13 protein-coding genes are annotated in these 12319 nt (G+C 55.6%); 9 read left to right on the plus strand and 4 right to left on the minus strand.

What is annotated here, in order from left to right; all coding sequences use genetic code 11:
- Window positions 1-88: 88 nt before the first annotated feature.
- The 4 genes from pstS to pstB all read left to right on the plus strand — a co-directional run bounded on the left by pstS (window position 89) and on the right by pstB (window position 3980).
- Window positions 89-1132, plus strand: a complete 1044-nt coding sequence (gene pstS / locus OKX01_RS04450) for a phosphate ABC transporter substrate-binding protein PstS (RefSeq protein ID WP_108727991.1) — start codon at window positions 89-91, stop codon at window positions 1130-1132.
- A gap of 220 nt (window positions 1133-1352) precedes the next feature.
- Window positions 1353-2291 carry a phosphate ABC transporter permease subunit PstC gene (gene pstC, locus OKX01_RS04455; RefSeq protein ID WP_094195842.1) on the plus strand — a complete coding sequence of 313 codons (939 nt, stop codon included), beginning with the start codon at window positions 1353-1355 and terminating at the stop codon, window positions 2289-2291.
- A 12-nt stretch (window positions 2292-2303) separates the two neighbouring features.
- Window positions 2304-3167, plus strand: a complete 864-nt coding sequence (gene pstA, locus OKX01_RS04460; RefSeq protein ID WP_094195843.1) for a phosphate ABC transporter permease PstA — start codon at window positions 2304-2306, stop codon at window positions 3165-3167.
- 33 nt (window positions 3168-3200) lie between these two features.
- Window positions 3201-3980 carry a phosphate ABC transporter ATP-binding protein PstB gene (gene pstB, locus OKX01_RS04465; RefSeq protein WP_009463840.1) on the plus strand — a complete coding sequence of 260 codons (780 nt, stop codon included), beginning with the start codon at window positions 3201-3203 and terminating at the stop codon, window positions 3978-3980.
- Between the two features lie 356 nt (window positions 3981-4336).
- Here pstB and OKX01_RS04470 read toward each other — a convergent pair whose 3' ends face one another.
- Together OKX01_RS04470 and OKX01_RS04475 are read right to left on the minus strand one after the other, a co-directional pair.
- Window positions 4337-5962, minus strand: a complete 1626-nt coding sequence (locus tag OKX01_RS04470) for an acyl-CoA synthetase (RefSeq protein WP_094195844.1) — start codon at window positions 5960-5962, stop codon at window positions 4337-4339.
- Between the two features lie 270 nt (window positions 5963-6232).
- Window positions 6233-6634 carry a hypothetical protein gene (locus tag OKX01_RS04475; RefSeq protein WP_249461302.1) on the minus strand — a complete coding sequence of 134 codons (402 nt, stop codon included), beginning with the start codon at window positions 6632-6634 and terminating at the stop codon, window positions 6233-6235.
- Between the two features lie 223 nt (window positions 6635-6857).
- Here OKX01_RS04475 and OKX01_RS04480 point away from each other — a divergent pair, with 223 nt between their 5' ends.
- The 3 genes from OKX01_RS04480 to OKX01_RS04490 are packed head-to-tail and all read left to right on the plus strand — an operon-like array spanning window position 6858 to window position 9431.
- The gene (locus tag OKX01_RS04480; RefSeq protein WP_108727988.1) at window positions 6858-7406 is read left to right on the plus strand and encodes a PepSY domain-containing protein; all 549 of its coding nucleotides are present in this window, start codon (window positions 6858-6860) and stop codon (window positions 7404-7406) included.
- Between the two features lies 1 nt (window position 7407).
- On the plus strand, window positions 7408-8073 hold the full coding sequence (locus tag OKX01_RS04485) for a response regulator transcription factor (protein WP_094195847.1): 666 nt from the start codon (window positions 7408-7410) through the stop codon (window positions 8071-8073).
- The gene (locus OKX01_RS04490) at window positions 8070-9431 is read left to right on the plus strand and encodes a sensor histidine kinase (RefSeq protein WP_264672533.1); all 1362 of its coding nucleotides are present in this window, start codon (window positions 8070-8072) and stop codon (window positions 9429-9431) included. The genes OKX01_RS04485 and OKX01_RS04490 overlap by 4 nt, the downstream gene beginning before the upstream one ends.
- 203 nt (window positions 9432-9634) lie before the next feature.
- On the opposite strand, the gene OKX01_RS04495 is transcribed toward OKX01_RS04490, so the two are convergent.
- Window positions 9635-10036, minus strand: coding sequence for a DoxX family protein (locus OKX01_RS04495; protein ID WP_094195849.1), 402 nt, complete (start codon window positions 10034-10036; stop codon window positions 9635-9637).
- 82 nt (window positions 10037-10118) lie between these two features.
- On the opposite strand from OKX01_RS04495, the gene OKX01_RS04500 reads away from it, so the two are divergent.
- A complete protein-coding gene (locus OKX01_RS04500; RefSeq protein ID WP_094195850.1) occupies window positions 10119-10844 on the plus strand; it encodes a transporter substrate-binding domain-containing protein in 726 nt (241 codons plus the stop codon).
- On the opposite strand, the gene OKX01_RS04505 is transcribed toward OKX01_RS04500, so the two are convergent.
- Window positions 10828-11733, minus strand: coding sequence for a LysR family transcriptional regulator (locus OKX01_RS04505; RefSeq protein WP_264672534.1), 906 nt, complete (start codon window positions 11731-11733; stop codon window positions 10828-10830). The genes OKX01_RS04500 and OKX01_RS04505 overlap by 17 nt on opposite strands.
- A gap of 98 nt (window positions 11734-11831) precedes the next feature.
- Here OKX01_RS04505 and OKX01_RS04510 point away from each other — a divergent pair, with 98 nt between their 5' ends.
- On the plus strand, window positions 11832-12269 hold the full coding sequence (locus tag OKX01_RS04510; RefSeq protein ID WP_264672535.1) for a PACE efflux transporter: 438 nt from the start codon (window positions 11832-11834) through the stop codon (window positions 12267-12269).
- Window positions 12270-12319 lie beyond the last annotated feature (50 nt).

Consider the following 12319-nt stretch of genomic DNA (forward strand, 5'->3'; position numbering starts at 1 on the left):
CTGTCATGAACATGTCACATAGCCTGTTTACTATGTCTTCACATACAGGGTGGGCCTGTCATCTGACTATCATCAAGAGGATTTCTCGATGTTAAAACGTGTATTCAACAAGGTAAGTATTGCTCTGGCGTTCAGCGCTTTTGCGGCCACTGCCACAGCTGCAGACGTAACCGGTGCGGGTGCGTCGTTCCCTTACCCTATTTATGCCAAGTGGGCGGCTGAATACGCCAAGCAAACGAATAACCGCGTGAACTACCAGTCGATCGGTTCGGGTGGTGGTCAACAGCAGATTATTGCCAAGACCGTGGACTTCGGTGCCTCGGACGACCCAATGAAGGTCGAGACGCTGGAAAAAGAAAATCTGTTGCAGTTCCCCGCCGTGATCGGTGGTGTGGTGCCTGTGATCAATGTGGAAGGCATTGAGCCTGGCCAACTGAAACTGTCCGGTAAAGTACTGGGCGATATCTACCTGGCCAAGATCACCAAGTGGGATGACGCAGCGATCAAAGAGCTGAACCCCGAGCTGACCCTGCCTAACAAGGACATCGTGGTGGTTCACCGCTCCGACGGTTCGGGCACCACCTTTGGTTGGACCAACTACCTGTCCAAAGTGTCTCCAGACTGGAAATCCCAGGTTGGTGAAGGCAAGGCGGTAAAGTGGCCTACTGGTCAAGGTGGCAAGGGTAATGAAGGCGTGGCCGCTTACGTCCGTCAACTGCAGAACTCGATCGGTTATGTTGAGTACGCTTACGCCAAGCAAAACAAGCTGTCCTGGACTCAGTTGAAGAACAAGGACGGTCAGTTCGTCCAGCCAGGTCAGGAAAGCTTTGCCGCCGCCGCTGCGAACGCAGACTGGGCGGGTACGCCTGGCATGGGTGTGATTTTGACCGAAGAGCCTGGTGCTCAATCCTGGCCTATCACAGCAGCGACCTTTATCTTGATGCACAAGGTGCAGGACAAGCCTGAGAGCGGTAAAGAAGTGCTGAACTTCTTTAACTGGGCCTTCGAGAACGGTGCCAAATCTGCTGAAGAGCTCGATTACGTGGCTTTGCCTAAAGACGTGACCGACAAGATCAAAGCGGTCTGGGCTGCTGAGATCAAGTCCAAAGACGGCGCTGCGGTCTGGAAGTAAGATTCGTGTTCAAATACAGGTCAGTTGTAAATTGATCTTGCGAGACGGCCCACCACTAGGTGGTGCCGTCTTTATTATGTAAAAATTACGGTTTTGTCTTGGACGCACCGCGCGTGCCCCGATCGTTTTGCTGGACCTGAACGTGCCTTGGCTGTTACAGAATCCATAAATCGATTGCAGTGCGTTTGTCCCATTCCGGCCTGACCCTTCATCTGTCTACATGAAATCAAATCAGAACGCCTTTATGGACGGCATTTTCAAGAACATGACGCGCTCGTTTGCGTTTCTCGTGTTCATATTGCTGGCTGCCATCTCTATTTCCCTGATCTATGGAAGCCGGGAATCCATTGCCGAATACGGTTTCTCTTTTCTCTGGACGAATAACTGGGATCCGGTCAATAACGAATATGGCGCATTGGTGCCCATTGCCGGTACCTTGCTCACCTCGCTGATTGCGCTCTGTATTGCAGTGCCGGTCTCTTTCGGGATTGCCATGTTCCTGACGGAGCTCTCGCCTGCCTGGCTGCGTCGCCCTCTGGGTACGGCCATTGAAATGCTGGCCGCGATTCCCTCCATTATTTACGGTATGTGGGGCTTGTTTGTTTTCGTGCCCCTGTTCCAGCGCTATGTGCAGCCCAGCCTGATCTCCTTTTTTGATGGGGTGCCCGTGCTGGGTCAGATCTTTGCGGGCCCTCCCTTCGGGATTGGTGTGTTTACCGCCGGTCTGATTCTGTCCATCATGGTGATCCCCTTCATTACGGCCGTGATGCGCGATGTGTTCGAGCTGGTTCCTCCCATGCTCAAAGAGTCTGCCTACGGTTTGGGCAGCACGACCTGGGAAGTGATGTGGCGTGTGGTTCTGCCTTTCACCAAGAACGGGGTCATTGGCGGGATCATGCTGGGTTTGGGGCGTGCCTTGGGTGAAACCATGGCCGTCACTTTTGTGATTGGTAACTCCTTTAACTTGCCCAGTTCGCTGTTCTCGCCGTCGAACTCGATTGCGTCGGCCTTGGCCAACGAGTTTAACGAGGCCGGTGGCATGCAGAAATCCGCCTTGCTGGAGCTGGGTCTGATCCTGTTCCTGATCACCACGGTTGTATTGGCGATCTCCAAGTTGCTCTTGTTGCGTCTGGCCAAGAACGAAGGCACGTCGCGCTAAGGATCACCTACCATGTTTGATAAAAAATCCGCAATTAGTCTGAGCAACCCGATCTACAAACGCAGGCAGGTGTTCAACCGCCTGATGCTGGGGGTGTCTTTTGCTGCTTTGATCTTTGGCCTGTTCTGGCTGTTCTGGATCATCTGGACCTTGATTGAAAAGGGCAGTAGTGCCATGGCCTGGTCCTTGCTGTTTGAAAGCACACCGCCTCCAGGTGGCCAGGGTGGTTTGTTGAACGCCATCGTTGGCAGTGTCATGATGGCGGGCGTTGGTACCCTGATTGGTACGCCTATCGGCATTCTGGCCGGGACCTATCTGGCCGAGTACGGTCAGCGCGGCTGGCTGGCACCAGCAACCCGCTTTCTGAATGACGTGCTGCTGTCGGCCCCGTCCATCATTATTGGTCTGTTTATCTACGCCGTGTATGTGGCCCAGGTGGGACACTATTCGGGTTGGGCCGGTGCGCTGGCTCTGGCCATTTTGGTAATCCCGGTGGTCGTGCGTTCTACCGACAATATGCTGATGTTGGTCCCCAATGGCCTGCGTGAAGCAGCGGCAGCCTTGGGCTGCCCCAAGTGGAAGATTGTGATGTCCATCTCCTACCGTGCAGCCTTGCCCGGTATCGTGACGGGTGTTCTGCTGGCCGTGGCTCGTATTGCTGGTGAAACGGCTCCCTTGTTGTTCACCGCCTTGAACAACCAGTTCATGTCCCTGAACATGAACGCGCCGCTGGCCAACTTGCCTGTGGTGATTTTCCAATATGCTGCCAGCCCCTTTGAGGACTGGAACCGTCTGGCCTGGGCAGGTGCGGTGCTGATTACCTTGCTGGTCTTGGGTATCAATATCCTGGCTCGCAGCCTTTTCCGCCAAAAATAACGTTTTCACGGAGCGCCCTAGTCGGCCAACGCTATGAGTCAAATTATTACCTCCGACGAATCGACCAAGATTGAAATCCGTAACCTGAATTTCTTCTATGGCAAATTCCATGCCCTGCGCAATGTGAACATGTCTATCAAGGAAAAGAAGGTTACGGCCTTTATCGGACCTTCCGGTTGCGGTAAATCCACCTTGCTGCGCACGCTGAACCGCATGTACGAGCTGTACCCCGGCCAACGTGCTGAGGGTGAAATCCTGCTGGACAATGAAAACCTGCTGACGTCCAAGCAGGACATTTCCTTGATCCGCGCCAAAGTGGGTATGGTGTTTCAGAAACCGACACCGTTTCCCATGAGTATTTACGACAACGTGGCCTTTGGCGTGCGTTTGTTCGAGCGCCTGAGTAAAGGTGAAATGGACGAGCGTGTGGAATGGGCCCTGTCCAAAGCCGCGCTGTGGAATGAAGTGAAAGACAAGCTGCACCAAAGCGGTAACGGCTTGTCCGGTGGTCAGCAACAGCGTCTGTGTATTGCCCGTGGTGTGGCGATCAAACCTGAAGTTCTGCTGCTGGACGAGCCTTGCTCGGCGCTGGATCCGATTTCCACCGCCAAGATCGAAGAGCTGATTGCTGAGCTGAAAGCGGACTACACCGTGGTGATCGTGACCCACAACATGCAGCAAGCAGCACGTTGCTCGGATTACACCGCCTATATGTATCTGGGCGAGCTGATGGAGTTTGGTGAAACTGACCAGATTTTCGTGAAACCGGCTCGCAAAGAAACCGAAGACTACATTACCGGTCGTTTCGGTTAATCAGACGGATGCAGGCAAAGCTGTCTTATGGGGCTTTGTCTGGAGTCTGGTAGCCAGCTAGACCCTGGTACGGAATTACCGTCTCCGTATGACAACACCCTAATCCTTGGACAGAAATCTAAGGATTAGGGTGTTTTGTTGTCCGGGATAGTCAAAAACAAGATTGCTCCAATCCGTACGGGTTTACTCATGTGCCGCGTGATGGGGGGGCGGCACGGACAAGCAGTGCTTGAGCCTTGCTCTGTACTTGGTCGATGGGAGTATGGCGCTCACTGAAGCACCATACACTCCTACGTTCAGCATCTGGGCTGATTGCCGCGCTGATCCCACCTCTTCGTTGGGCGATAGCTGAATCGCTACTGACTTAACTTGCGCAAAGCATGACGTATGACTTTGCCCGTGGTGGTCATGGGCAGGGCATCCACAAACTCAATCTGCCGCGGGTATTCATGTGCCGCGACCCGGCGCTTGATGTGCTCCTGAATCTCCTTGACCAGCGCTTGGGAAGGTTCGACCCCTTCTTTGAGCACAATAAAGGCTTTCACCACTTCAGTGCGTTCCGGATCGGGCACCCCTATGACTGCTGCCATCGCCACAGAGGAATGCCCCATCAGGCCATCTTCAATCGGGCCGGGGCCAATCCGGTAGCCGGAGCTGGTGATCACATCATCATCCCGGCCTACGAACTGGATATAGCCGTCCTCGTCCTGCATGCCTTTATCGCCGGTCAGCAGCCAGTCTCCCACAAATTTTTCGCGGGTGGCGTCCGGTTTTTGCCAATAGCCCAGAAACATGACCGGATCGGGAGCTTGAACAGCAATATGGCCTTCAACACCGGTTCTCTGAATCTGCCCCTGATCATCCACAATGGCCACTTTGTGGCCGGGTACGGCCTTGCCGATTTTGCCGGCCTGACCGGGAAACCAGGCCGAGCAAGAGGACACGATCATATTGCACTCGGTTTGTCCGTAGAACTCGTTGATGGTGATGCCCAGTTCCTGTTTTGCCCAATCCAGTAGCTGCGCACCCAAAGATTCCCCGCCGCTGGCAATGGATTGCAGCTTCAGGGGCCATTGCTCGCGTGACCATTGGCTGCGACGCAACATTTTTAGTGCCGTGGGCGGCAGGAAGGTATGCGTGACGCCGTGTTCAGACATCAGCTTCCAGGTGGCTTGGGCATCGAATTTGGGAAAGCGGTAGGCCAGTACGGGAATGCCGTGATGCCAGGCGGGTAGCAGTACATCCAGCAGGCCGCCAATCCAGGCCCAATCGGCAGGGGTCCACATCAGGCCTTCGCCGGTGGGCAGAAAGTTGTGCGACATCTCCACGCCCGGCAGGTGCCCCAGCAGCACACGGTGGGCATGCAGCGCGCCTTTGGCCGAGCCGGTGGTGCCGGAGGTATAGATCAGCACGGCGGGGTCGTCTGCTCGGGTGTTCAGGGTGCGTGGTGCCGGTTCCGGGTGGGCGGCAATGGCTTGCCACAGGGACAGCGCCTGTTCCTGATCCTGCTGGCTGTCACTTTGATAAAGATATTTGAGTTGCGGCAGATGCTCACGCAGTGGCAGCAGCGTCCCCAGTCCTTGTTGATCGGTAATCAAGGTGCTGGCGCCGGAGTCATTCAGGCGATAGCGCAGCGCATCCGTGCCGAACAGGGTGAACAAGGGCATGGCAATAGCGCCAATCTTGTAGGTTGCCAAATGGGCTAGAGCGGTTTCCAGCCCCTGCGCCAAAAAAATGGCGATACGGTCACCTGCCTGTATTCCTTGGGCTTGCCAGGCGGCAGCCAGCGAGTCGGACCAGGCTTTGAGTTGATCGAAGGTGTAGCGTTTGACCTGGCCATCAGGTCCTTGCTGGATCAGGGCAAGACGTCCAGATCCGTCAGCCCACTTGTCGCAAACATCGTGAGCGATGTTGTAGTGTTCGGGGATGGACCAGTGAAATTCCGAGTAGCTTTGCGAGTAAACAGAATCAGCAGACAGCATGAGAGACACGTTTCCCAAAGGTGAAATAGACTTTCATCCTAACCCCTTATGCGGGATGTCCCTATCCGGGCTAGCCAGTAGAAAAAGAAAAACGGCGCCAGGGGATGCGCCGTTTTTCGTCCTGCTTGCTTGCCACTGCCTTGATGGGAGCGGCAAGGTCCAGCTACCGACTTTGACTGTTAACACAACAAGGGCTTGTCACTTCAAACGACTGATTGCGAACAGCAACGGCTTAGGGGAAAGTGATACGGATAAGCCGGGATACAAAACTTATTTGGCTTCCTTGCTGGTACCGTCACGGTGTCCGTCGCGGTGGCCGCGACGATGTTGACCGTCGGTTTTACGTTCGACGACTGTAAAGGCACCGTTTTCGCCTTCGGAGCGGACACGAACGACCTTGCCGTCCTTATCCACCACCATGGCCATGATGCGGTCGCCGCGCTGATGCAGGCTGCCGACCTTGCTGTAGCCTGCCTCTTTCAGACGCTGGTAGGCTGGGCCAATATCGGTGACGTCGTTCGCGGTCAGTGGTTTATGGTCACGGGCCTGACGAGTCTGTTTTTGGGTAGTTTGTGTTTGGGCTGTGCTTGTGGCGTCCTGTGCAATGGCAGCAGTGCCACCCAACAGGCTTGCGCTCACTACCAAGGCAGAAAAGAGGGAAGTGCGTTTCATGTATAGCTCCTTCATGTAATCAAAAAGTGGTGCTGTCAGATTCCTGGGTAGCTTCCTTTTGAGGTGGGAAGGTTGATTTGTCCTGTCAGCCTGGTGCCCATTATGGATAGGTGGCTCTGAATCTAAACTGAAGCCGCTGTTCATGTTATGTTCATCCGCAGCTTGCTATATAAGGGGGCGTGGTCGTTTGATCCCTCTTTTTTGTTTGCACCTACCTATTCTCATGACGTCCATTAAACAATCCGCATTGCTGATGAGTTTGGCCGCCGTTCTGACGGCGGTGATGCCATTGGCATTTGCCCATTCCCATGATTCTCCTGACTGCGGCAGCAAAAAGCAGCGGGGCGATTCGTCGTGGGACAGGGATCAGCGTTCGGATTGGTCGGGACATGATTACGTCGGGGATGATGACTGTTTTCGTCGTCTACCCCCGCTACCACCTCCGCCCGAACCTCCCCCGCCTAACGAGCGTTTCGGCCCCAGTCCGTACTGGCCTCCAGGGCCGGCCTACCGTGGCCACGATCAGGCCCGTGAGGCCGTGCGCCGTGGGGAAGCCTTGCCGCTGCGGGAGGTGTTGAAACGGGTGAGGGAAACGTATCCCGGTCGAGTGCTGCGTGTGCAGTTTGAATATGACGAACGCGTTGATCTGTGGGTGTATGAGTTACGCATGCTGGTTGACGACAACCGCCTCCTGCGCCTGAAAGTGGATGCTTTGACCGGCAAGGTGCTGCGTGTGCGTGGTGTGAAACGTTCGCACTCCCGAGGACATTGATATGCGGATACTGGTTGTTGAAGACGAACCTACCTTGGCAGCGCAATTGCAACAGGCGCTGGAGCGGGCGGGCTATGCCGTTCAAGTCGCTCATGATGGCGAGCAGGGGCATTACCAGGGCGAGGTTGAAGCCTTTGACGCAGTCGTGCTGGATCTGGGCTTGCCAGGCATGGACGGGGTATCGGTATTGCGTCGCTGGCGCGCTTCGGACATTAATATGCCGGTGCTGATTCTGACGGCCCGCAATGACTGGCACGACAAGGTTGAAGGCATGGATGCCGGTGCTGACGACTACGTGGCCAAGCCCTTTCACATGGAAGAGTTGCTGGCCCGTATGCGGGCCCTGCTGCGCCGTGCGGCGGGGCAGGCGAACCCGCGTTTGCAGTTGGGTAAATTGGAGCTGGATGCGCGCTCGTCCTCGATCAGTTGTGCGGGCATGGTTCTGTCTCTGACCAGTCATGAATACCGCTTGTTGGCATTTATGATGCATCACCCCGGTCAGGTTTTGTCACGTACCCAGTTGACTGAACATATTTACTCGCAAGACTTCGAGCGTGACTCCAATACCATCGAGGTGTTTATCGGTCGTTTGCGCAAAAAGCTGCCCCCCGGCTACATCGAAACGGTGCGAGGCATGGGCTACCGTCTGGTGGACCCCGAAGCATGATTGCCTGGCGGGGTCACTCCATTTTGGGTTCCTTGCGTGGCCGCTTGCTGCTGGGGACCTTGGCCTGGATTTTGATCAGTATTGTGCTGGCCGGCTTGGGCTTGAATCGCCTGTTTCAAGACCATGTTTATCGTCAGTTCGAGCAGCGTTTGCAAACTCATCTGGACCAGATCATGGCGGATGTGAATCTGGACAATGCGGATGGCGTTACCCTGCAATCGCGTCTGAGTGATCCTTTATTTGAACAACCGTATTCCGGCATGTACTGGCAGATTGCCCGCCAGGAGGTGGGCAGCGATCAGTGGAGCGTCGTTTTGCGGTCAACTTCTTTGTGGGACGAAGCCCTGGATGTGAATGCGCCTGATACGCCCAATGGCGTTCTGTCACTGACCGGCCCGGAAAAGCAGCGACTGGTGGTGCTGCGTCAGGAGCTGGACGAGGTTAACGACAAGGGCCAAAGCTTGCAGATCATGGTGGCGGGCAAGCGGGAGCTGTTGGCCGAGCCCTTGGCCCGTTTTGAGCGGATTCTGTTCCTGTCTCTGGGCGGTTTGGCCGTGGGTCTGATTCTGGCGGCTATCTTGCAAGTGGTGCTGGCCTTGTATCCTTTGCATCTGTTGCGACGCCGTTTGCTGGATGTGCAAGAAGGCCGTGAGCCGCAAGTTGGTGGTAGTTTTCCCAGCGAAATTCAGCCCTTGGTGGATGATTTCAATGCGGTGCTCAGTGCCAATGCGGGCATGGTGGATCGTGCGCGGGCGCAGGCTGGAAACCTGGCCCATGCCGTCAAAACCCCGCTAACGATTATGGGTAATGCAGCCCAGGCAGAAGATCCGCATTTGGCGGCTGTGGTTAGCGAGCAGGTGGCCTTGGCCCAGCGTCAGGTTGATCACCACTTGTCTCGTGCACGGGCCATGGCGGTAAGAGCCATTGGCGTGCGTACCGATGTGTCTGCCTGTTTGCAGTCCCTGTGCCGGGTGATGGGACGTTTGCACAAGGATAAGCAGATTCATCTGGATGTGTCCGAGCAGGAATTGGTTTTTAAAGGCGAAGAGCAGGATTTGCAGGAGATGGCCGGTAATCTCTTGGACAACGCCTGCAAATGGGCCGCACAAAATGTGTGGTGTCAGGTGTGGCAGCAGGACAATGTGCTGCATCTGGTGGTGGAAGATGATGGCCCTGGCCTGGACCCGGAGCAGCTTGAGCGTGTGTTTGGCCGAGGTCAGCGTGCGGATGAACGGCACCCTGGCTTTGGTTTGGGATTGGATATTGTGCGTGAGCTGGCGCGCAGCTATCAGGGCAAGGTGCAGGCCAGTGTGTCGGAGAAAGGTGGTTTGCGCCTGGATTTGACCTTGGCGAGTTAAGGTAGGAAGCTTGGGTGCCAACACCAACACCAACACCAACACCAACACCAACACCAACACCAGTGTCGTTGAGGGTAGAGGCGTCTGGGGCTGGCAGATTGAGTGGCTGGTGCTAACAGGGTCAGGTGGTGGTAGTGGCTTGATCATCCATGAAAAACGCCCGGCGAGGCGGGCGTTCTTTTAGCACAGGGTTGGGGCCAGCCTTAGTTCCAGGGGCCGCCATCACCACCCAGGCTGTAGCGTCCGGCACCAATCAAGCCTACGGTCAGCGCACCAATCAGGAACATCCCTTGCAACTCCAAAGCCCAAATGCCTTGGGCATTGAAACTGCTGATCTGGTTGCTGTGGGCCAGCAACAAGGCAATGACCATGTTCATGGCTACAATCAAACCGCCAGCACGGGCGTAAAAGCCCAGAATCATCAGGACCGGAGCAATTACTTCGCCTATGTAGACACCCCAGGCCAGAAAGCCGGGCATATTGTTGGCGATCAGCATTCGTTCAATGCCGCCGATGCCATAACGTATCTTGGCGATGCCGTGCAGCAGAATCAACACACCGACCGTGACACGCAGCAAGAGTTTTCCAAGATCATCACGAGACATAGAGGCGCTCCATTATGTAGTGGGACAGGAAGGTGCGTTATTGTAGAAGACCGGGTTCTTAAAAGTATGACGGAGCATTTACATGACACAAAAGCAGGCTGTCGCAGCAGAACTGGCCCCTAGCGGGGTGTTGCGTGTTGCCATGAATTACGGCAACCCCGTCCTGGCCCAACGCGGTGCCAATGAGCAGTCGCCCAAAGGGGTGTCGGCCGATCTGGCTCACAGTGTGGCGCAAGAGCTGGGCTTGAGCGTGCAATTTCGCGGCTACGATGCGGCTCAGGCCGTGGTGGAGGCAGTGTATCGGGATGAGTGGGATTTGGCTTTTTTGGCGATTGATCCCAAGCGTGCGGAGAAGATCCGCTTCAGTGAAGCCTATGTACACATTGAAGGCACGTATCTGGTACGCGAGGAGTCTGCCTTTCAGACCGTGGATCAACTGGATCGGCCAGGCCTGTGCATTGCGGTTGGTAAGGGCGCGGCCTACGACCTGTTCCTGAGCCGTCATTTGAAACATGCCGATCTGGTGCGGGCAACCACCTCTGCTGATGCCATCGACCTGTTTGTAGAAGAGGAGCTGGATGCTGCTGCCGGTGTGCGTCAGCCTCTGGAGCGTTATGCGAGTTCCCGCAGCGGTTTGCGTGTGCTGCCCGACAGTTTTACCGTGATTCGTCAGGCCATGGCGGTGCCTTCGGAACGTACGTTGGCTCATGCCTGGGTCGAGGCTTTTATTGCCCGGCAGAAGAAAGAGGGGATGGTGGCCCAGTTCCTGGCCGATAGTGGCCAGGCCAATGTCACGGTGCCGGAGTAGGGAGGACGCGGCTATTTAGCTCGTCTTGCAGGGCCTGTCTGAACAGGGCCTGCGCTTTGCCCACATTCTGCCCCTTGGATTGCAGTAGATAAATGGGCAAGTCCAGCCCGTTGCTGCCGGTAGAGAACTGGATACGGTGCAAACGGCCAGACTCCAGTGAGGGCCGCAAGCACGACAAGGGCAGATTTGCCCAGCCTAAACCCCGCTCCACCAGTTCCAGCGTCAGGGACAAGTTGTCCGTTTTCCACTGACGCAGGCTGAGCATGGAGCGGTCTTTGTTGAGATCACTGTCGGGGCTGGTAATGACAATCTGCCGGTAGGCTTTCAAGTCCTCCAGGGGGCGGGGGCCACCTCGCACCAAGGGATGGTCAGGCGCTGCGACGGCGCTAATGGTTTCGGTCCACAAGGACTGGATGATCCCCACGCTTTCCAGTTCCAGTCCGCCGTAGGCAATGCACAGATCCAGCTCGCGTTTTTTCAGGGCCTCGACCAGTGTGTCTTGCGGCGCGGTTCGCAGCTCTATGTCCAGGCCGGGATAGCGTTGCTCCAGAGCCTGCAAGGCAATCAAAGCCGGTTTGGGATCAACGTCGCAGACGATACCCAGCCGCAAATGACTTTCCAGCCCCCCCGACAATTCCTGCAAATGCAGCCGCAAACCCTGCAAGCGGCTGGCGATCAGTTTGGCCTCGGGCAGCATGGCCAGCAGTTCGGCAGTCGGTACGGGTTCACGGCGGCTGCGGTCAAATAGCGTCAGGTCCAGCTCGGCCTCCAGATTGGCTACGGCCATGCTGACGGCCGATTGCGTCCGTCGCAAGGCCCGTGCTGCAGAGGAAAAAGAGCCGTGTTCGACCACGGCCAACAATAGCTCCAGATGATCGCTGGTAAGCATGATTCAACCTATAAGTAAAACTGATGGAATCTGACTTTTTCTAAAAGAATTACTGCGGATAATCATGCTTTTCAGCATTTTTATCAAGGATATTTATCGTGCAGGGGTGGAAAAGAAGAGTTGTCTATGTGGGGATGTTCGAGCTGTTGGGCATGATGGTAGCGGCAACCGTATTGGGGCACTTGAGCGGGGCGGGGGCGATGCAAAGTGGTGTGTTGTCTTTCATGATCAGCACGTGTGCGGTGTCGGTGAACCTGTTCTATAACATGCTGTTTGAGGCCTGGGAGCGTCGCCGTCAGATCCAGAGGCGCACCTTCTGGCACCGGGTGCTGCATGTGGCCGGTTTTCAGATCGTGCTGGTGTCTTTGCTGGTCCCGCTGATTGCGTGGTGGCTGGATATCAGTTTGTGGAAGGCTTTTTTGATGGAGGCGGTATTGCTGGCCTTCTTTCCCATCTTCGCCTTTATTTATAACTGGGCATTTGATGCGATTTTTGGTTTGCCCAATTCGGTGGGGGTAAGCCCAAGCCAAAGTTAAACGCTGTGGCGTTGCTGGTGTGCATGATTCAATGAGTCAGCAAAACAAAA

The sequence above is a fragment of the Alcaligenes sp. SMD-FA genome, from assembly GCF_025960365.1.
GTDB lineage: Bacteria > Pseudomonadota > Gammaproteobacteria > Burkholderiales > Burkholderiaceae_B > Alcaligenes > Alcaligenes aquatilis.